At 43.4% G+C, this 22,732-nt stretch carries 12 protein-coding genes and 3 pseudogenes; 4 read left to right on the top strand and 11 right to left on the bottom strand.

The features are described from left to right. Positions 1-6 precede the first annotated feature (6 nt). Genes HG267_RS25495 through HG267_RS25480 form a run of 4 tightly spaced genes read left to right on the top strand, consistent with a single transcriptional unit; the run spans position 7 to position 11,139 of the window. Positions 7-831, top strand: coding sequence for a phytanoyl-CoA dioxygenase family protein (locus HG267_RS25495; RefSeq protein WP_045868951.1), 825 nt, complete (start codon positions 7-9; stop codon positions 829-831). Between the two features lie 23 nt (positions 832-854). Then, positions 855-9,458 carry a non-ribosomal peptide synthetase gene (locus tag HG267_RS25490; protein WP_052335084.1) on the top strand — a complete coding sequence of 2,868 codons (8,604 nt, stop codon included), beginning with the start codon at positions 855-857 and terminating at the stop codon, positions 9,456-9,458. A gap of 14 nt (positions 9,459-9,472) precedes the next feature. Further along, positions 9,473-10,822, top strand: coding sequence for an MFS transporter (locus HG267_RS25485; RefSeq protein WP_045868553.1), 1,350 nt, complete (start codon positions 9,473-9,475; stop codon positions 10,820-10,822). Between the two features lie 38 nt (positions 10,823-10,860). Next, positions 10,861-11,139, top strand: a complete 279-nt coding sequence (locus HG267_RS25480; protein WP_096621861.1) for a hypothetical protein — start codon at positions 10,861-10,863, stop codon at positions 11,137-11,139. Here HG267_RS25480 and HG267_RS25475 read toward each other — a convergent pair. From HG267_RS25475 to HG267_RS25430, 11 genes and pseudogenes are all read right to left on the bottom strand, one after another. Then, positions 11,103-11,435 (bottom strand): annotated as a pseudogene (locus HG267_RS25475) (molybdopterin dinucleotide binding domain-containing protein); the annotation flags it as partial. The gene HG267_RS25480 and the pseudogene HG267_RS25475 sit on opposite strands and share 37 nt — an antisense overlap. Before the next feature lie 883 nt (positions 11,436-12,318). Continuing rightward, positions 12,319-13,813: pseudogene (locus HG267_RS25470) on the bottom strand (IS481 family transposase); the annotation flags it as partial. 16 nt (positions 13,814-13,829) lie between these two features. Then, positions 13,830-14,386: pseudogene (locus HG267_RS25465) on the bottom strand (recombinase family protein). Between the two features lie 423 nt (positions 14,387-14,809). Continuing rightward, positions 14,810-15,280, bottom strand: coding sequence for a helix-turn-helix domain-containing protein (locus HG267_RS41985; protein ID WP_045868548.1), 471 nt, complete (start codon positions 15,278-15,280; stop codon positions 14,810-14,812). Positions 15,281-15,445: 165 nt separating this feature from the next. After that, a complete protein-coding gene (locus HG267_RS25460; RefSeq protein WP_052335083.1) occupies positions 15,446-16,618 on the bottom strand; it encodes an FAD-dependent monooxygenase in 1,173 nt (390 codons plus the stop codon). Further along, on the bottom strand, positions 16,615-17,067 hold the full coding sequence (locus HG267_RS25455; protein ID WP_045868547.1) for an ester cyclase: 453 nt from the start codon (positions 17,065-17,067) through the stop codon (positions 16,615-16,617). Before HG267_RS25455 ends, HG267_RS25460 begins: the two co-directional genes overlap by 4 nt. 173 nt (positions 17,068-17,240) lie before the next feature. Next, positions 17,241-18,665, bottom strand: coding sequence for a cytochrome P450 (locus tag HG267_RS25450; protein ID WP_063749812.1), 1,425 nt, complete (start codon positions 18,663-18,665; stop codon positions 17,241-17,243). A 10-nt stretch (positions 18,666-18,675) separates the two neighbouring features. After that, positions 18,676-19,893: a class I SAM-dependent methyltransferase gene (locus HG267_RS25445; protein ID WP_081583910.1), complete on the bottom strand. Its 1,218-nt coding sequence runs from the start codon at positions 19,891-19,893 to the stop codon at positions 18,676-18,678. Beyond that, positions 19,844-21,154 carry a HEAT repeat domain-containing protein gene (locus tag HG267_RS25440; protein ID WP_045868545.1) on the bottom strand — a complete coding sequence of 437 codons (1,311 nt, stop codon included), beginning with the start codon at positions 21,152-21,154 and terminating at the stop codon, positions 19,844-19,846. Before HG267_RS25440 ends, HG267_RS25445 begins: the two co-directional genes overlap by 50 nt. Before the next feature lie 184 nt (positions 21,155-21,338). Then, positions 21,339-22,223, bottom strand: coding sequence for a helix-turn-helix domain-containing protein (locus HG267_RS25435; protein WP_081583909.1), 885 nt, complete (start codon positions 22,221-22,223; stop codon positions 21,339-21,341). Positions 22,224-22,277: 54 nt separating this feature from the next. Next, on the bottom strand, positions 22,278-22,715 hold the full coding sequence (locus HG267_RS25430) for an acyl-CoA thioesterase (RefSeq protein ID WP_045868544.1): 438 nt from the start codon (positions 22,713-22,715) through the stop codon (positions 22,278-22,280). Positions 22,716-22,732: the final 17 nt, after the last annotated feature.

Raw genomic sequence — 22,732 nt, 5'->3', positions numbered from 1 at the left:
ATGACTATGATTTTGACACAAGCGCAGTTAAAGGAATATCAAGAGAAGGGTTTTATCTTATTACCCGATTATTTTTCTGCTTTGGAAGTGGAAAGAATGAAAACTGAACAGGCTCATCTATTGGCGGGAAATTCTGATTACACAGTTTTAGAGAATGATAAAACAACTATTCGCTCTATTCACGGTTCTCATACTAATAGTAATGTTTTTCAGAATCTCTCACAAATTTCTCGTTTGGTTGAGCCTGCAATGCAAATTTTAAATAGTCAGGTTTATGTCTATCAATTCAAAATTAATATTAAGGCAGCGTTTAGTGGTGATGTTTGGCAATGGCATCAAGATTATATTTTTTGGCGGAAAGAAGATGGAATGCCAACTAATAGAGTGACGAATGTTGTGATTTTTCTGGATGATATGAATGAATTTAACGGGCCGCTATTTTTTATTCCTGGTTCGCATCAAGAGGGAATGATTGATGTTGTTTCCCAAAATACTACAGATACTAAAGAGCAGGATAAAACTCAATGGTCTGCAAATTTTTCTAATAATTTAACTTATTCTTTAAATCGTCATACTGTTGCTAATTTAGTTAATAAATATGGAATTTCGGCTATCAAAGCATTAGCTGGTTCGGCGTTATTTTTTGATAGTAATATTGTTCATGCTTCACCTAGTAATATATCTCCTTTTTCTCGGAGTGTGGTGATTATTACTTATAACAGCGTTGAAAATATCCCTGTCAGCATTCCGAATAAAAGACCAGAGTTTATTGTCAGTCGAGATTATCAATCGATTACTCCTATATCAGATAGTGTTTTAATTACAAAATAAAATTTATAGATATTAATTTAATTATGAGTAATTTTTCTGAAAGCCTCGGCGATATTTCACCAGAACATTACGAACTTTTACAGCTTTTACTTAAGAAAAAAGGAATCGGTAAACCAGAACAGAAAACCATTCCGAAAAGAATAGAACAAAGCCATTGTCAGCTTTCTTATGCCCAGCAGAGACTATGGTTTTTGCATCAGTTAAACCCTGATATTTCTGTTTATAATATGCCTGCGGCTATAGGTATTCAGGGAAGTTTAAATATTGCGGCACTGACAAAAACATTTAATGAAATTGCGCGACGACATGAAATTTTACGCACCCGTTTTGAGACTGTCAATGGTAAACCAATTCAGATAATTGATCCAACTGTTAACATACCCTTGTCTGTGGTAAATTTACAGGATTTACCTGATGGAAAACGTCAAACTGAAGTTACTCGATTAATAAAAGTAGAAGCAGAAAAGCCCTTTGAATTGACACAAACACCACTGCTAAGAACAACTTTATTACAGTTAGATGTAACTGAATATGTACTATTATTGACCATTCATCACATTATTGCTGATGGTTGGTCAATAGATGTCTTGATTCGAGAAGTAATGGTGTTGTATGAAGCATTTTGCGGTGGTCAACCTTCTCCCCTAACCGCATTACCTATTCAGTATGCAGATTTCGCGCTTTGGCAAAGTCAATACTTGCAAGGAGAAGTTCTCGCAAATCAATTAGCATTTTGGCGAGAAAAGCTAGGAAATCACCCACCTGCACTAGAACTACCTACTGACCGTCCTCGCCCAGCAATTCAGACTTTTCGGGGTGCTACGCAATCTTTTTCCCTATCTGCTGAGGTGACGCAAGCCCTCAAGACTCTGAGTCAAACAGAGGGAACTACTTTGTTTGTTACCCTGTTGGCGGCGTTCAAAACTTTGCTTTATCGCTACACAGGACAGGAAGATATACTGCTGGGTTCTCCCATTGCTAACCGCAACCGGGCTGAAACTGAAGAGTTAATTGGCTTTTTTGTCAATACTTTGGTGCTGCGTACTAATGTATCCGGTAATCCCAGTTTTCGGGAACTAATTGCTAGGGTACATGAACAGGCATCAACAGCCTATGCACATCAGGATATTCCCTTTGAGCAGTTAGCCGCAGAACTACAGCCCCAGAGGGATTTAAGCAGAAATCCATTGATACAAGTGATGTTTGTGCTGGAAAATCGGTCTAGCTCGCTTGGGGAATTGGGTGACTTAAAGTTGAGTCTGCTAGAAATCAATACAGCGATCGCTAAGTTTGATTTAACCTTGATATTATCGGAAACCTCACAAGGTCTCAAGGGTTGGCTGGAGTACAGTACAGACCTATTTGATGCGGCGACAATTACGCAAATGGTCAGACATTTTCAAACTTTAGTCGGTGGTATTGCAGTTAACCCTGACCAGCGTCTTGCTAGTTTACCTCTCTTAAGTGCGGCTGAACAACATCAGCTTTTATATGAATGGAATCACCCAGAAATTAGCTATCCGCAGCACTATTGCATTCATCAACTATTTGAACAATCTGCACAACAGACACCAGAAGCGATCGCAGTTGTTTTTGAAGATCAACAGCTAACTTACCAAGCTCTCAATCAACAAGCAAACCAACTAGCACATTACCTGCGTTCCCTTGGTGTCAAACCAGGGGTGAAAGTGGGTATCTGTGTCGAGCGTTCCTTGTGGATGATAGTAGGTATTCTCGGTATCCTCAAAGCAGGCGCAGCTTATGTACCCCTTGACCCCAGCTATCCCCAAGAACGCCTCGCTTTTATTATCCAAGATGCTCAAGTAGAAGTCTTGCTCACCCAGCAGCAATTATTGGAATTTTTACCGCCTCATCAGGTTCCGGTAATTTCTCTGGATAGAGATTGGCAAATCATTGCTCAGGAAAATCAAGCTAATCCTGCCTGTACTGCTACCGTGGATAACTTAGCTTATATTATTTACACCTCCGGTTCTACTGGTCAACCCAAAGGTGTATTAGTCCCTCATCAAAATGTCACACGTCTATTTGAGGCTGTGCAACCTTGGTTTGAGTTTAATCAACAGGATGTGTGGACGCTATTTCATTCCATTGCTTTTGACTTCTCAGTGTGGGAACTTTGGGGGGCTTTGTTGCATGGTGGAAAGTTAGTTATAGTACCTTACTGGCTGAGTAGGTCGCCAGAAGCTTTTTATCAATTGTTGTGTCAACAAAAGGTAACGGTACTCAATCAAACTCCCTCAGCCTTCCGCCAATTAATACAAGCTGAAGAGTCTTTAAATCATCAATTAGCCTTGCGTTTGGTAATTTTTGGCGGAGAAGCCTTAGAAATCCCCAGCTTGCAACCTTGGCTTGAGCGGCATGGCGATCGCTATCCCCAGTTGGTCAATATGTATGGCATTACAGAAACAACTGTTCATGTTACCTATCGTCCCATCACAATGGCAGACTTGCAAGTTAACTCAGGGAGTGTAATTGGTCGTCCTATCCCCGACTTACAAGTGTACATATTAGACCAATATCAGCAACTCGTACCCATTGGCGTTTCTGGTGAGATGTACATTGGTGGTGGAGGTTTAGCCCCAGGTTATCTGAACCGACCGGATTTAACCACCGCAAAATTTATACCTCATCCTTTTAGCAATCAGCCAGATGCAAGGCTTTATAAGTCTGGTGATTTAGCTCGTTACTTACCCAATGGTGATATTGAATACTTGGGACGCATCGACCATCAGGTGAAGATTCGCGGCTTTCGTATTGAATTAGGGGAAATTGCAGGGATCTTAACTCAACACCCATCTGTGCAAGAAACGGTGGTACTGGCTAAGGAAACCTCATCGGGAGAAAAATATCTAGTCGCTTATGTAGTTTTCCGCCATCAGCAAACTGCGACAACTAGCCAACTGCGAAACTTCCTGAAAAAACAACTGCCTGATTATATGCTGCCATCAGTGTTTGTGGTTGTGGAAGCTTTACCTTTAACAGCCAATGGTAAACTAGACCATCAAGCATTGCCAGAACCAAGCACCAACAGACCAGAATTAGATGTTGCTTTTGTCGCTCCCCGCACTCCCGCAGAAAAGATACTCGCCGAAATTTGGTCACAAGTGCTGGGTTTTGCAGAAATCGGCATTTATGATAACTTTTTTGCTTTGGGGGGAGATTCGATTCGTAGTATTCAAGTGCGTTCTCTAGCGCAAGAACATGGGTTATATTTCTCTTTACAACAGATTTTTCAACATCAGACAATTCACGAACTGATTGCAGATGTAGTTATAGAAGAAAATCCCCAGGCTATCACACAATCAGTTGCAGCATTTAGCTTAATCAGTGAACAAGAGCGATCGCAATTACCGGAAAATATAGAAGATGCCTATCCCTTAACTATGCTTCAGATGGGGATGCTCTTTCATAATGAGTATGATACTGATACACCTATTTATCATAATGTTGCGAGTTTACACATACAAGCTCCTTTTGCACCGCAACATTTTCAGACAGCCGCCCAGCAATTGATTAATCGCCATCCGGTCTTGCGGACTTCGTTTGATTTGAGTAACTTTAGTCAACCGTTACAGTTGGTGCATAAAAATGTTACTGTCGCTTTGCAAGTAGAAGATTTATCTCACCTCTCGACTATTGAACAAGAAGAGATATTAAATGCTCAGTTAGATGTCCAAAAACGCCATAAATTTGATTGGATATCTCCACCACTATTACGCTTTCATATTTATCGCCGCAGCAGCCAAACTTTTCAATTTAACTTTAGCGAACATCATGCAATTCTCGATGGCTGGAGTGTCGCTACAATGCTGACTGAGTTATTTGAAAACTACTTTAGTTTATTGCGAGGAGAAACACCCACTATTAAATTATCGCCTGAGATAGCTTTTCGAGATTTTGTTGCCTTACAACAAACAGCCCTCCAATCACAAGCATCTCAAGACTACTGGAAGCAAAAGCTCAAGGGCTGCATGATGACTAGAATACCACGGGAGTATCAGCCTCAGTCTGCCACAACCTCAGCCATTCGTGCATTCCCCGTTCTCATTAGTGATGAAACTGCAACTGGATTGCAACAACTAGCGAAAGTAGCCAAAGTTTCCCTTAAGAGTGTATTAGTCGCTGCACATATATATGTACTTAGTCAGTTGAGTGGGCAATCAGATGTGGTGACAATTATGGCATCTCATGGCCGCCCAGAAACAACTGATAATGATTGGAGTTTAGGACTTTTTCTCACTCCCCTACCACTGCGGATGAAACTTTCCGGCGGTACTTGGATAGACTTAGTACAACAAACTTTTGCGGCTGAGAAAGAGTTATTACCCCACAGATTGTATCCATTAGCTCAGATGCAAATCGATTTGGGGAATCAGCGTCTAGCAGAAACATCGGTAAACTTCACGCGCTTTCATATCTACGAACGTTTGCAACAACTCAGTAATTTACAGATAATAGACACCCAGGGCTTTGCAATGACAGATTTTGCCCTAGTCGCTGAATTTAGTTTTGATGTTTTCGCATCTCAACTACAATTATTTTTAATGTGTAATACCTTTGAGTTTTCTAAGCAACAAATAGAGGAAATAGGTGACAAATATGCTCAAATTTTGGTTGTAATGGCGAGAGAATCAACAGCAAATTATCAATTAGTTGAAGTTGCCAATCAGACAGTTAAGGAAGATGAGAAATACCAATTATTAGCTATATCTACTGGAGAAAAAATTAATTATCCTCAATACAATTGCATTCATCAACTATTTGCTCAACAAGTAGCCAGAATACCAGACAATCTAGCCGTCGCCAGTGAACATCAAAAAGTAACATACGCACAGCTTAATAGTAGTGCTAACCAATTAGCTAATTTTTTGCAAAATTGGGGCGTAGTGACTGAAACTTTAGTGGGAATTTGCGTGGAGCGTACCCCGCAAATGTTAGTCGGTATTTTAGGTATACTCAAAGCAGGTGGAGCTTATGTCCCTCTCGATCCGAGTTATCCACAACAGCGATTAGATTTCATGTTGCAAGATGCCAAAATAGAAATCTTATTAACACAAAAACATTTACTACCAAAATTTTCTCATCACAATATAAAAATTATCTGCATAGATACCGAATGGGAGGCAATTGCACAACACAGTGATGCTCATCCTGAATGTGAAATTACATCAGATAACTTAGCATATATCATCTATACTTCTGGCTCTACAGGCCTTCCCAAAGGCGTAGAAATAACTCATAAAAATTTAATTCACTCCACCATAGCGAGGATAAATTATTATCCAGAATATGATGTAAATTTTCTCTTACTGTCCTCCTTCGCTTTCGATAGCTCAGTTGCGGGAATATTTTGGACTTTGTGTTGTGGGGGAACTCTTTATCTTCCTCAAGTCGGTGAAGAAAAAGAAGTACGAAAGTTGGTGAAGTTAATATCTCAATATCAAATTTCTCATTTGCTTTCTCTTCCTTCTCTATACGCCCTGATATTAGAACAAGCTGAAATTGCACAACTAACTTCACTACATACAGTGATTGTAGCGGGAGAGCCTTGCCCAAAAAAATTGGTTCAATATCATTTTGAATTACTGAAAAGCACATCTTTATATAATGAATATGGCCCAACAGAAGCAACAGTTTGGAGTAGCGTCTACAATTGCTCTTGTCCCGAAACAGGAATTAGTATACCTATTGGTCGTCCTATTCCTAATACACAAATTTATATCCTTAATTCTGATGGGAAACTTGTTCCTGTGGGTGTGACTGGTGAACTGTACATTGGTGGTGACGGAATCGCTAGAGGTTATCTCAGTAAACCTCAGCTAACAGCAGAAAAATTTATACCCGATTTCTTTAGCAATGAACCAAACGCACGTTTGTACAAAACAGGAGATTTAGCTCGTTATCGCCCTGATGGTAACATTGAATTTTTAGGTCGGAGCGATCGCCAAGTCAAAATTCGTGGTTTTCGCATCGAACTGGGTGAAATTGAGGCGGTACTAGAAGAACATCCAACAATTCGGGAAGTGGCGGTAGTATCTAGGGAGATACAAGGCGACTCTCGTTTAGTCGCATATATAGTACCATCATCCCAACACCTTGACTCCCATGAAACAATTCTAGAACAGCAGCATATTGCCAATTATCAAACAGTTTATGACGAAATTTATAGTCAAAATCAGAACTTTTCTCAGCTAGACTCTACAATTAGCCTGAGAGCCTGGATCAGCAGTGATACTAATCAGCCCCTACCAGAAGCAGAAGTCATTGAGTATGCAGACAGCACAGCACAACGTATCCTCTCAAATCTGCAACCCAAACGGGTATTAGAGATTGGCTGTGGTACTGGTGTGATTTTATTGCGGGTAGCTCCTCACTGCACGCATTACTGTGGTACAGATATCTCAGATGTAGCTTTGCGTTACACTCAGCAGCAATTGGCAATTCGTCAACCAGATATTTTCGCCAAAGTTTCATTTTTGCATAGAGCAGCACACAACTTTCAAGACATAGCAACTGAACAGTTTGACACTATTATTTTGAATGAAGTCGTGCAGCATTTTCCTAGCATTGAATATTTTGTTGATGTTTTACAAAGTGCTGTGAAAGTTGTCCAGCCAGGAGGATGTATTTTTCTGGGTGGTGTACGCAGTTTGCCACTTCTAGAAGCTTTTCACACTTGGGTGCAGTTAAATCGAGTTCCACCTTCATGGAGTACAGCGCAATTGTACCAACGGGTGCAAGAACAATTATCTGCTGAGAAGGAATTAGTTATCAATCCAGGCTTCTTCACTGCGCTGCAAAAATATCTGCCAGAAATTAGTTATGTACAGATTTGTCCTAAACGTGGTTCATATCACAATGAACTGACAAAATTTCACTACGATGTCATTCTTCATATCAAAGCAGAAGTAAATTTAGCTGCGGATATTTTGTGGTTAAATTGGTATGAGGAAAAACTCACGGTGACTGCTGTACGTCAGTTGTTAAAGTCCAGCGCACCAGCAACGCTAGGGCTACGAAATATACCCAATGCTCGTGTAGAAACAACTGTAAAAGCAGTAGAATTACTGAGACAAGATTCAGGAATACAAACTGTTGGTGAACTCAAACAAGCCTTGCAGTCAAATTTTTCACCATTAGGTGTTGATCCTGAAGAATTTTGGACTTTGAGCCAGGATTTACCGTATACAGTAGATATCAGTTGGGCTAACGCTGCTATTGATGGTAGTTACGATCTACTGTTTCGCCGCTACTCAGATAACTCTACAAATCTGATTCCGGAATTTGGTGCGATCGCCACTGATTTCCAACAGCCATTAGATGCCTATGCTAACAAACCCTTGCACAGCCAGAGTAAATTAACTTCAGAGTTGATTCCCCAAATAACCAGTTACCTGCGCGAAAAACTACCTGAGTACATGATTCCCGTGAATTTTGTCACTCTAGAAGCACTACCACTGACACCTAATAGCAAGGTAGACTATCAAGCATTGCCCACACCTCAGCAAATACGTTTTCGTTTCACAGAAACTTTGGTTTTTCCCCGTGATAGTTTAGAACTTCAACTCGCCCAAATTTGGGAAGACATTTTAGATATTCACCCCGTTGGTGTGACGGAAAACTTTTTTGACTTGGGAGGTCATTCGCTTTCGGCTGTACGTTTAATGGCGCAGATTCGGACTAAATTAAACCAAGACTTGCCTTTGTCTATCCTTTTTCAAGGAATCACAATTGAAAAACTAGCGAGTATTTTACGCCAGCAGTCTGATGTACAAACTCACAATCTTTTGATACCTCTTCAACCTCACGGTTCCAAAAGACCTTTCTTTTGTTTACATCCGACTGGTGGTAATGTTCTTTGCTACTACGAATTAGCCCGGCATCTGCAACCAGACCAGCCAATTTACGGATTGCAAGCATTGGGGTTAGATGGAGAACAACAGCCTTACAACCGCATCGCAGACATGGCTGCTTACTATATTCAACTCATACGTACCATTCAACCAACAGGCCCTTATCTTTTGGGAGGCTGGTCTATGGGTGGTGCGATCGCTTTTGAAATAGCACAGCAGTTACATCAACAGGGCGATCAAGTTGATTTACTAGCTTTGTTCGATAGCCTAGCACCAATTCCTCAAAACAAGCCGACAAATATTAGTGAGTATAACGATGCCAAAATGCTATCTCAACTAGCTCAAGATATGGCTAGTTTGACTGGCAGAAATTTGGCAATTTCTGAGCAACAACTTCAGCAATTAGAGCCAGATGAGCAATTGCAATATTTCTTAGAACAGGCAAAAATAGCTAATATTTTCCCCCCAGATATTGAACATCAGCAACTGAGTAATCTTCTGCAAGTTTTCAAAAGTAATATCCAAGCCATATTAAATTATGTGCCGCAAGTTTATCCAGGGCGAGTTGTTCTCTTTAGAGCCAGTGAAAACAACTTTAATCAAGCACCACAAAACCAAACCTTGGGATGGAATGAACTTTCCTCGGAATCAGTAGAGATTGTAAATGTGCCAGGAACGCACTACACAATGCTGACCAAACCTCACGTTCAAACTCTCCTAGAACATTTGAGACATTATCTCGCTCAAGATTAATCTAGGAGAATTAAATGCCGCAATATACTGTAGCCCAAAGCATGAGAGTTTTTACTTTCATTTGGCTTGGACAACTAGTCTCACTGCTGGGTTCGAGTCTCACAGGCTTTGCACTAGGAGTTTGGGTTTATCAAAGAACTGGGTCAGTTACACAGTATGCACTCATTTCTTTATTCTCACTACTACCAGGTCTTTTAATAGCACCACTAGCCGGCGTTTTAGTAGACAGATGGGATCGACGCTGGCTGATGATTTTTAGTGATGCTGGAGCAGGTTTAGGTAGTCTGATAATTGCCCTGTTGCTGTGGCTGGGTAAACTCCAAGTTTGGCAAATTTACCTTATTGTTGCCATCAGTTCAATGTTCAGTGCCTTCCAGTGGACTGCTTATGCTGCTGTAACCACATTACTCGTTCCTAAACAGCACTTAGGGCGTGCTAATGGAATGGTACAGTTTGCAGAAGCAGTATCACGGTTGATTGCACCAGCCTTAGCAGGAATACTAGTAGTCTCAATCAATCTTCAAGGTGTCATATTACTAGATAGTGTGACCTTTGTTTTTGCGATCGCCACGCAGATGTTCGTTCGATTCCCGAAAATCAAAACTACGATCGCAGATGTAGAGAAAAACAAATCCCTGCTACGGGAGGTGGTGGATGGCTGGACATACATCACTACTCGACCGGGACTACTGGCATTATTAATATTTTTTGCTATAAAAAATTTTTTGGTAGGAACTGTTAACGTACTGATTACACCCTTAGTTTTATCTTTTGCTTCCGCTACTGTCTTAGGCACCGTACTCTCAATTGGTGGCAGTGGTATGCTCCTTGGCAGTTGTGTTATGAGCTTTTGGGGTGGTTCACGGCGACGTATTCATGCTGTACTGGGCTTTACCCTGTTGGGTGGGTTATCTATTATCATGGCTGGAATCAAACCAGCAGCACCAGTTTTCTTTGCAGCTGCGTTTACCTACTTCTTCGGCTTCCCCATTGTCAACAGTTGCGATCAAGCTATTTGGCAAAGCAAAGTGGAGCTTGCTGTCCAGGGACGAGTTTTTGCTTTGCGACGTATGCTGACTTGGGGATCTCTACCGCTTGCTAGTTTTGTAGCAGGCCCCTTAGCTGATCGAGTCTTTGAACCTTTACTTGTTCCGGGAGGGTTATTAGCCGGAAACCTTGGACAGATTATTGGTGTAGGGAAAGGACACGGCATTGCCCTATTATTTATTCTTATGGGAATACTGACTATGTTGACCACAGTAGGCTTCTATTTATACCAACCTCTACGTTTATTAGAAACTCAATTACCTGATGCGATTGCTGACAATACGCCAATTTCTAAGGAAGACATAAGACAAAATTAAATTATGGACGATAAGAATTCATACAAGATCATAAATGGTTGGTACTGACATTAGAAAGACTGTTAGAAATTCACATTTCAAATAATGATGGCAGACAAGATATACACTCTCGGATTACAGATGATACCTGGTGGTTATCACAAATTACTCAATTTCCAGATGAAGTTCCTTTGGTATTAGAGAGCCGATTAAATCGGTTGCCTATAGTTGTAGTACGACAAGAGTATGAGCAGATTACAAACTTAATACTGGATCTCCAAGCAGATCAATGTAGCGATCGCTATTTTCCATACACTAGCACCGACACCCGTTTGTAAGCAGGCGTACCGGAGCGGGTTTCGGTTCTGGCTTTAAAAATGACATTCACTTCCGGATAAAACATCAACGCTGCCCCTTCTCGTACAGCACCATAAATCACTTCCACGTTCTCTAGTTTGTCGGCATCGCCCTGTACTGTGACGCGATCGTGTTCGGCTAACCCAATTTTTTCTGCATCTGTGCGATTCATCAAAATACAGCGGCGATGGGGCATTCCCCGATATTGATCATCAATTTTGTAAACCACCGTGTTGTGTTGGGAATAGCTGCGTCCAGTCATTAATGCCAGCACGAGACTATTCGCTGGGCGAAATCATCCCATGATTCAGCCATTGAGCCTATTCTTGCTTCTTTTTATGGTAAATAAGTATAAGTACTCTGAGTAATACAGACAGAAATAATGACATCTGTTTTTTTTGGATTGGCTTGGGCTGTTTACGGATTTCTTCTAGGAGGTCTGACTCCCACAATATTTTATTTCTTGCTGTATACATTTTTATCTTTTGTCAGCCCAGATTCTGGGGTATATAAATACACGAATAAATACATAGAGCCAACAAAAGTCATACAGATATGTGCATTATTAGGTGCTATCTTCGGATTTTTCTTTGGTATAACGTACTAATTAAGTATTAGAGCAGCTCAATTATGTCTAGATTTGCTGCTACTCTTTGTTTTTGTGTTTCTTGCTCTTTTTTAAGTTCTTGAATCTCTATGCACTTATGGATTGATTGGTCAGCAAACCAGACATATCTAATACTCGCACTGACCAAGTAGATGCACAATCTGCCATATTTGCGCTTTGGGTCGATTCGCTCCAAGTGTTGACCCAATTGAGTTTCCAATCTTGTAATACCTCTATTAGTTGTAACGACCTGCAATACTAATCGCTCAAACCTGCAATCAAGACATTTTCAAACCAGGATTAACTGCAACTATAATTACGCTTCAGCCAGGATTAATTGCAACTGAACCAGGATTAAATGCAACCAACCTGCAATCAGGAGTTTGAACCAGGATTATTTGCAACTATAAATACTTCCATTTTTCTTGCGTTTTTAATCCACTCAAAGCGGCAACCCAGCCGCTAGCATTTGTTCCTGTAATTCACGCGATCGCGCTGGATCGAGTTGTCCGCGAAACAGCAATTTAATTTCAGCAGGTTTAGCCAGATAATCGGAAATCGCCCTTTTAGCAAACAGTACAGTGGGATAAGTAAATTCTTGGTATGGGTCGGGGTCATTAAAAGGTGTGATGGTTGGCGTAAGTTCCTTGTACTTATCCACCAGAAATTGTAGATCCGCGTTTTTGTCTAAAGCTGTCCGTGGCAAGCCCAACTTTTTAGCTAAATCGGCAATTTTATCTGCCCGTTCTTCGGTTTTAGTTTTCTTGTGTTTGCGATAGCGATGTAGTGGGATGGGCCCATCAACTGGGTAAAATGGCCCGTAGCGGCGATCGCTAAACTCAACGTATAGCTCGTTGTCAAATAAACCCCACCAAAGGACGACGGTTTCACCAGCCAAGTCTGGCTCTACCTCGTAAGCTACGCCCTCAATTGATACTCTGGCATCTGAACCAACCTTTCTACGTTGTGGTTCGCGGGCAAAGTTACAGAATCGCTCCCAACTACACATTGAACGTAACCCAGACTTGGGTATATTTCGCAACCAATCTTCTATCCGCGAATGTGGTTCTATGCGGTGTGGTTTGTCGTTGTAATGCAACAAATATTGGCGTAACCACAAGTTAGCTTCAACGTCGCTTTCCGGTTCATGAAAGTGATACAGAGTCTCGTGGGCTTCTTTGACCGTCCGAAAAGGTCTTTCCACTTTGCCCTTGGAGCGAGCTGTTACCCTGCGACCATCCTTACCCGCAGGCATGTGCGTAACCAGCTTGATTCTCAAGCAATCCATCACATTTTGAAATACATGGCTTTTAGCAATTGGTCCGTTGTCGGTGTAAATCATTTCTGGAATCCCATGAAAGGGAAATCCGTCAGTTGTTTTCACCGTCATCGCATTAAATAAGAAACGTAATGCAGCTTCAACATCCTCCCCATAAACACAGTGATATTCCTGATAACATACGCCACTACGGTCATCAACAATGCTGTACAGCATCAGTAGTGGATTACCCTTACCCGGTTCCACCCATGATGGCTGTTTTACGTGTTTGAGATCCGATGGGCTGAGGTCGAAATGCCAACATTCGTTGCTGTATTCTGCTTGAAAACGTACCGCAGGCGGTTGCCTAGTCATACGTTCAGTGTCGTACCCCCAGGTTTTCAAATAATAATTGACAGTACATAAGAGTCAATGCGCCTTTAGGCGGTTGGACAAAACCATCAGGTGTCTCCATCCCAAATTCTTCCAACAGTTCAATTGCCCGTACTGTAGAGACATGTCGCCCTTTTTTGTTACTGGTACGGATTTTCATCGCCGCGATGACCTCGCAGTAACGTTCCATTTCTGAGAGTGAAAGCTTTCTGGGTGTCCCGCTATCTGAGCGGTTTATAGATTTTGGACGTGATGAATTACGCAACGCCCGATATAACGTATCAGTTGACACTCCATACAGTGCGGCTGTTTCTTCAATGAGAATTCGACGCTCTTGGCAACGACTAGGCAAACCGTCGAGGCGGTGGCGTAAATTGATGAGCGCCTCTGTCGGGATTTGCTTATGTACCATGTTAGGTATTTATCTCTGCAATGTAGTTGTAGAGCGTTGGTTTGGAAATTCCCATCAACTTACATATTTCAATAATGGTGTGTTGTTTTTCGGTATAAAGCTTTACTGCTAATTGACGTTTAGCTGGGTCAAGGGCTTTTGGTCTTCCTCCCCTGTGACCGCGCTTACGCGCTGCGATTAGTCCAGCAGTTGTGCGTTCGCGGATTAGGTTGCGTTCAAATTCCGCCAATGCGCCAAATAAATGGAAAATCAACCTACCACTGTTGTTTGTGGTAGTAATGGATTCTTGTAAACTAGAAAGCCCAATTCCTCGCTGGCCTAAAGTTTCCATCGTTTCAATAGGTCTTTGAGCGACCTTCCCAAGCGGTCGAGCCGCCATACCACCAAAACATCACCAGTTCGTGCTACCTCCAATGCAAGAGTTAGTCCAGGTCTTACTGCTTTTGCACCGCTTATACGGTCGGAGTAAATTTTCTCGCAACCAGCAAGCTGCAAAGCATCCATTTGCAGGTTCAGATTTTGGTCATCTGTTGAAATTCGGGCATAGCCTATCAACATACTTTGAACCTCAACAAGTACATATACTCGTTACTTAACAGCGTATGTTGCCTTTGATATAATTACCGAGTTTCGTTACTAAACTTGATTCCGTTTCTGATTTGCAATCTGGGTGGTAATAACGGTTAAAAAAACGACCGTTTTCTTTACCTTTATAGTTGCAGATAATCCTGGCTGAAATTTAAATAATGCGTGTTTGTAAATTAGGGCGTTTTTTGAGAAAACCGTCAAACTACAGTTTGACTGGACTTTCGGTTAGTTGCAAATAATCCTGGTTCAAACTCCTGATTGCAGGTTGGTTGCATTTAATCCTGGTTCAGTTGCAATTAATCCTGGCTGAAGCGTGATTATAGTTGCAGTTAATCCTGGTTTGAAAATGTCTTGATTGCAGGTTTGAGCGATTAGTATTGCAGGTCGTTACACTTAAGTGCCTTTTTTACTGGGTCTTGTTTGCAACGATTGCTGTTTCTGGTTCGTTTCCAGCGATAGTTTTTTTTTGAGCAATCTTCTCAATCGGTCGCTACTTAAATCCACTAAGCGCTCTTGTTTCAATTTCTGAGCTAATTGCACACTATTGTAAGTTCGGGGCTCTTGCTCCAAACACTCCGTCAAGTAGTCCAGGTCTCCTGCTTGCCACTTTGGTTTTGCTCCCCGTCCTGGGGCTTCCCACAGTCCCCCTAATCCTCCTTTTTCCCATCGCCGTAGGGTCGCTCTGACCGTATGAGCATGGCACTCGAACATCTTTGCAATCGCTGGTACATTCCATCCCTGAGCGTTCAGGCGCAACATATGGGCTCGGTCACGGGTTCTTTGAGGAAGGCGCTGAGCAAGTCGCAGTTCATTTAAGGTTCGGTCTTCCTCTGGGGTCAGAATAATGCGTAAAGGGGCAGGCATAACAAGCTAATTAGCAGTTTTTCTATCTTATAATTAATTCCACCCACCTACTTAAGTAAATCATAAGTACCAAATAAAATATGTACAACACCAGTAATATTGGCAAGAGATTTTATCCAATTCCTTTTTCATGCTTGGCTGTGGGTTTTTCTCATGAGGGACTGACTAGAAAGAAAATATTTTGCTCAACTGCTGAAATCTCACGAGTTCCGGTGTGCGTTTGATCAGTTGATTTCGCAACCAACACAAAATGGGATTGTTCCATTGTCCCATTTGGCCCATCCGCCTTGATTGCATCACAATCTCACTCGTGCGGGGAATTCGTCGAGATTCATAGGCTTTCAAAGCCAAGGCAATCTCAGGAACTGCTTGTAAACAGTTCTTTAAGACTACGGCATCTTCGATCGCCTGACAGACACCTTGACCCAGATTTGGTGTAGCTGGATGGGCAGCATCGCCCAACAGCACCACCCGTTTGTCACTCCATTGCTCCAAAGGATCTAGGTCGTAGATGTCATTGCGAAGAATTGCGGATTCATCGGTTGCTGCAATCACTGCTGCGATTGGTTCATGCCAATCTCTAAATCGTTCTAGAAGTTCCTGTTTACGCCCCACATCCCAATCGAGATCGCCTGCGAGTGCGTTGGCACAGGCAAACCAATATACTCGATCTTGAGTCATAGGAAACAGCCCAAATTGTGCGCCTCGTCCCAAAGATGTTAACCCAATCAGGTTTCCAAGTTTGAATTGGGTGACACCTCGCCACACGGTATATCCTGCATATTGTAATGGTGTCGCCTTAAACAATTGCGCCCGGATTACCGATTTAATTCCATCTGCACCAATTAAAATATCTCCACTGACTTCTAAGCCGCGATCAAAAATAGCACTCACCTGCTGATCATCCTGGTGATAACTTATGCAGCGAGTGCCAAAGGTAATTGCTGTGCGGTTGAGCGCCCCTAACAGCACATTAAGTAATTCTGCCCGGTGAATGGCAACACCATATACACCAAAATTTTCCTCTGGCTGATGCACTACATCAAACAACAACTCGCCACGCCAGGAACGCATGGCAATGCCAGAGAATGGCAGACTGACTGCCTGTACTGCTTCAGCCAGCCCTAATTGCTCTAGCGCACACATAGCATTAGGCCAAAGAGTCAATCCAGAGCCGATTTCGCGCATTTCGTTTGCTTGCTCATAAATTACTGGCTCGAAGCCAGCCTGAGAAAGCGCGATCGCTGCTGTTAGTCCACCAGGGCCTGCACCAATGATCATGGCTCGTTTGCTTTTTTCACCATTCACACTGCTCATATCAGCATCCTGTCGAATCACGCCATTGCACTCAGCAATTCTTCTGGCAGTAATCCCATTTGTTGCATCATGTACAGTTCATCTGTCACACCCCAATGTTCCACAATTTTCCCATCAGCCAAACGAGCAACCCCAAGTACAGTGCAGGTGACTTGTTTTTCAGTTGGCGGCGCTCCCATGTAAGTACCAGAGTGCGTACCACGCCAAGTCATACGCGTCACAACTTTGTCTCCTTCCGCCAGAATATCGTCAATTTGAAACTGCATATCGGGGAAAGCAGCCATGATCGCACCAACAATTCTTTGAGTGTCTTGGTAGCCGTGAGCATTGGTGCGTGTGTGATGAATTAAGTTAGGCGACCAGAATTCAGTTAATTCTTTCAAATCACCTCGATTCCAAGTTTCTACATAACGACGGATGATTTGTTTGTTTATCTCTGCAACGGTTTTGTTGGCTTCTTCGAGGATCATAAAGTAACCTTCTTCGGCGTAGCTAATGAAGTTTGAATTTCTCTGCACAATGAAATGATGTTTTCACTAAATTGACATCGCATCTTCTTCCAGATTGCTTTGTCTTGAAAATGGGGAACAGAGGAAGAAGGAGCTTGGTTGTAGGATTTTCCCGTGATTGCTCTGTTAATCCTTTACCCTAAGTCAACCAGAGAGAGGATGTTGCCACATACTTCATTCTTGCGGAACTGGCGACGTTGCAGTTCTACAATCATCGGCAATCCTTGCTTTGGTGCTGACAACATTAATCCACTGCGATCAATCCTGGTTTTGGCAGGTAAGGTCAAATGATATCGCTGTAAAAGCATTGATAACACTAGCTTCATCTCCAGCATGGCAGATGCAGTTCCTGGACACATCCGCGGGCCAGCAGAAAAGGGGATGTATTCGTAAGGCCCAGGATTAATGTTTTGCCAGCGTTGTGGAAGAAACTTGTTGGGCTGAGGGTAGACATCTGGGAGACGGTGAGTAATATAGTGGCTGACAATTATAGCGGCTCCTTGAGGAATTGCATACAGTCCCAGTTGACAAGGCGCAGTGCTGATCCGGCTCCACCAAAGCACCGGAGGCAACAAGCGCATACTTTCTTTAATCACCCACTCCAGTAGCTGCAATTGGCTCAACTGCTCTACTGTAGGTGCATGGCCGTGCAGCTTGCCTGCCAATTCATCTAGCAGATCAGCCATGACACCAGGATGCTGAGAAAGCAGAAACAATGTCCAGGTCAGCACTCTAGTAGTAATGTCGTGCCCAGCGACAAATAAAGCGGCAGTTTGTCCAATTAATTCGTCATCCGTTAACTGCGTGCCGTTTTCGTCATGCGCTTGCATGAGCATGGACAGCGCATCTCCTTGATCTGTTTGACTGGTTCGCTTGTGGTGGATGATTGCTTGAATTTCACGCTCCAAACGCTCAGAAGTAACTAACAGACGGTAGTAAGGTAGACCTGGAATATTAAATGGCAGTAGCAGTGCCGGGATGGAAAAAACCAGATTCATCCAGGATTCTAGCAGGTAGCCAATTTCCGCGCCTTCCTGTGCTGGATCGAGTCCTAGCCGAGTTTTGATGGCAATCTTGAGCATGAGTTGCCGCAGTTCATCGCAAAGATTGAGTGATCGCCCAATTTGCCAATTGCTCAATGTCTGCTCAACCAAAACAACAATGTCATCCCGATAGCTGGCTATTCGCTGGGGATGGAAAGCGGGCATAATTAATCGCCGTTGCTGTTCGTGCTTGACACCATTCATTTGATGTAGCCCTGCAAACAGACGTGAGAGAGGGCTATTTTCAGGAACTTTGATGGGCAAGGATTTGGCATCGCGCGCGTAAAACAGACTGGTATTACCAAGTACCAACTGGTTGTACTCAGGCGAAAAAACAAACACAATCTGAGGTGTACCTGCTGCCAGCCCAACAATTTCTCCATAACGCTGGTGTAAACTGTGCATTTGCGCGATCGGATCGCGCATGAATGGCAGCAAATTACCATATCCACCCAGCACAGGTAAAGGAGATGGGCCGGGAATCAGGCTAGTTGAGCCAGGATGAATTGCGCTCACGGAGATTTGATTAGGGTTTTACCTCATACAGGATGTTAAATGGATTTTCAATTGGTAATCGCCGAATGCTGCTAAAACCTGCCTCCGTGCAAAGTTGGCGAATTTTAGACTCTGGTAGCCCCATCGTACCCAACCCAGCACCGCCATCAGCGAGAGAAACGGGCGTGTTGTAAAGCACACTGGTACTATACAAAATCGTGCCTGCGGGGCCAAAGTTCTCTTCCAGCTTGTCCGCACAGTTCATTTCTAGTAGCAAATAAGTTCCATCAGGCCGCAGGGATTGCCGAATTGCTTGCAATCCCTGAAGTGGGTTGGCAAAATCGTGAACCGAATCAAAAGTTGTGATCAGATCATACTGATCTGGCAGCCCAGCCATGACGTTCCGTTGCTCAAACCGCACGTGATCGCTCATACCAGCAGAATTTGCATTGGCTGTTGCCACATCAATCGCCAAAGCAAAGCCATCATAGCCAACGTAACGAGAATTGGGAAACGCTTGAGCGAGTTTGATCAGCGCCCACCCCCCGCCACAGCCAATGTCTGCAACCTGAATACCGCGATCGAGTTTGGATAACACATCGGGAACCGTCGGTAGCCACTGCTGTACCAGCAAATTCTCGAACCAAGTCGCACTCATACGCTCCATGCCTTGGCGCAAATCCCGGTTGTAGGACGACTGGGGTATGCCTCCACCGTGACGAAATGCTTGGGCAACTTGATCCAGAACAGCCATAAGTCCCGGTATTTGTTGATATGCACCACCCATAAACATCATGCCTCGTTCTTGGGCTAGAACCAAGGCGTGTTCGAGAGGCAGGGCGAAACGTTGAGTCGATGGGTCATATTCCAAATAGCCAGCACAGGCAAGCGCACTCAGCCACTCGCGCGCATAACGTTCATTAATTCCCGCCCGACCAGCAAACTCGGCACAAGTCACAGGCCCATACGCTGCTAAAGCTTTGAATAGACCTAAGCGATCTCCCAGGCTACACAGAATGCTCACCAATGTACCACTCAGGTCTGCCATGACTCGATTCATGAATGCTGAAGCCTTTGCCATATCCATGTTGAATTGGGGGGCTTGAGCAACCGATGCGGACGGCTCAAAGATTGTAGTCAAAGTAATTTCTCCCTGTGTAAGTGATTGTTGCAGAAAATCTGTAGTTGAATACTTCAGATCAACTGCTTCCACTACAGCAGGACACACCAGGCTGATCTGGAATGCCATCCATATCGCTATCTAGTTCACCTTCCGTTGTGGAGTAAACATTGCGTGAATTCAGGTCTATGTAACCATCCTCATCCCAATCGTTCAGCTTGCCTTTGAACGTGCCAGAGATAAACACATTGGTGAGTGGACCTGTAACAGGATCGTGTAATGTTGAGAGAATGCCATTTCCCGGTCGGAGAATGTCTTCTAACGATTTGCCCGCCAACTGTTGCAGATTGGTGTAACCCCAACCTTGGAAGCGTCCGCGCACATAGCGAATCGCGTCTGCACCCCGAATCTGGAAGCGGTTGTCTAAATACCAGCAGCCTTGTCGTGCAAACCCAATCAGAGCATCCCGTACACCCTGGGATGCATCATCTGCCCGACCAGACAGGTAAAAGGGTCGCTGCACTTGCGACTCAAAGTAGAAATTGCCCCGATCAGGACGGGTTCTTTCTGTAAAGCCCCGGAATAGGTAGTTATCGATGTGTAAACTGCCATCGGCGTGTAGTCCAGAAATAGCCTTAGCAATGACTAACTGTCGTTCACGGGTTTCGACATTTGGACAAGCATGAGCCTGTCCGTAGACCCTTGCCAGACCTTGGGGTGCCAGGGACAACTTGCCCCACCGTTGATTTGTGGCATCCAGTCGAATATACAAATCGCAGTGAATCAATAGGAAAATCGTTTCATCAAAGGTTCGTGCGGGCGTGTAGCGACAGTGGCGATTGTCGAAGGCTGGATCGCCAGTTTGCAATTCTGAGATAAACAATTTTGCCCATTCTGCAATTTCTGGATCGGCATCCTGAGAGAACTTTTGCAGTGCTTGAATCGATTGAATACCACCTAGTTTTTCAATTGCCCAAAGTGCATCCCAGCGCACCTCACGATCAGCATCGTGTTCAACTACCTGACAGAGTAATTCAATTGCATCAGTTTCATTGCGATCGACATACTCATACAATGCCTGTTCTCGCATCACAGGATCGGGATGGCTAAGTGCTTGTCGTTGCAACTCCTGATTAGGACGTGAGTCAAGCCGCATGGCTATGCGATCGAGGGCATAGCCAAAATCACTTGCCCAAGCTGCTGGATCACCAACGATGTAGCGAGGTTCTGTATAGTTGAGTGTTGATTGGTAAGCAACTTCAAGAACTTTGCGCTGTTCAGGAGTATGAAGCACAACCGGAACATCATTTAGCCCATTTCCAGGTTGCTTCTTTTCTGTTGGTGGAGATGCTTGCTGTAGATTTGATTTATTACAAAGGTCAATTGCCATTGGTTGCTTTTCTCCTATTGAAGTGAGTTACATATCCTACTTCCGCCCTGACCATGAGACTACTTGTATTAGTGGCATCACAAGTGGATAGATTTTGGAAATGCACTGTTCTTGAGGTACGACTGAGCAGGAAAACAATTACCAGTTTGCAATCCCATCATTGGTTTTCACGCTTATGATATTACTAACAGGTAGAGTAGCTGCTTCTTTGAAATTGCTTATTCTGCTTGGCTCGAAGTTTTTTAGGCAACGTTCCCGATTGACTTGCCCCATACTGAGCAAGCAAGAACGGTAAGGCTAGTAAAAGAGGTGGATGAGTGAGTTGGGCGGAATGCAGGGTGATATCTGCATTACCACTCACCTGACCGCCACGCACAAGAATGGGACTCGCCATTCCCTGTAGTATTGCATTGTTCAACCAAGCAGTAATTGGATTCTCTGACCTGGGAAAAGCCGCAGCGAATGGATAATAAAACCCATCGGGTAAAGAAACCTGGAAATGGCCAGGTGCGGTTAAAAGGGTACAAGCGATCGGTTGCCCTTGAGGAATTGGTGTTGAAAAAAAACCAATGGCGATCAGTCCTACGTGGTCATCTGGAGCCTTAACTTGGCCAGTCAATCCCAAGGTTGAGGGAACAATGGGGTTGATTTGACAGGCATCTTCAGACAAGTTGTGAACGTAGGGTATGAGTTCTACTGACAACTTCCGTAGCTGACCGGGTGATAAACCCACCAGTTGGGTAAAACGAGTGATAAAAGTACCCAAACTGTTATAGCCCACCTCGTAACAGATTTCAGTCACACTCAGTTGAGTAGTCAGGAGGAGTCTTTTAGCAGCTTCCAGGCGCAGTGTATAGAGAAATTGGGAAGGTGGGATGCCTGTAACCTGACGAAATATACGATTGAAATGATAAGGACTAAGGGCGGCAATTTCTGCCATGTCCTGTAGGGAAAGTGTTTCATCTAATCGTTTATGCATGGCTAGGATGACTCGTTCAGTTGCCTGACATCGTAACAATGCGGTACTTTCTCGGCAGTTGGTAGCAGATGACAAATGCTCCACTAGCATATGAATCTCCCTATACTTGCAACGACATTTGAAATTTTTGCGATCGCTGTTTACTCAATTAAGTACCTTGGTTTCAACATAAGGCTGCAAAGCTTCCCTTAGTGCAGCTGGCACAGCTGTTGGCAGCATTCGCTCTCCTTCTCGTTTCATGCAGGCTACTTGTTGCTCACCACGAGCGATCAATTCTTCGTGACTACTCGTAAGCCTCCAGTATTCAAAGAGCATAGTAACTCGATTTTGGGTAAGTTCCTTCAGGCGCATACGAATGGCGATGGTATCGAAGGCAGAAAGTTCGGCAAAATACTCACAAGACACTTGAACAGTTGCTAAGGCAAGACCTTGAGATAACTCTTTCAAAACTGTAGGGGCATGATCTCTCAGAAACATCTCACGACAACGCCCTTGCCATTTCAGGTGATTTACGTAGTACACATTACCGACGAGGTTAGTTTCTTCAAAGCTGACAATGTGCAGATATTCATATGCTTTCATCGCTTTCCTTTAAGATT

It is taken from the genome of Tolypothrix sp. PCC 7601 (genome assembly GCF_025677855.1).
GTDB lineage: Bacteria > Cyanobacteriota > Cyanobacteriia > Cyanobacteriales > Nostocaceae > Aulosira > Aulosira diplosiphon.
Note: the sequence above shows the minus strand (reverse complement) of the source record. Positions and strands in the feature narration are given on the sequence as shown.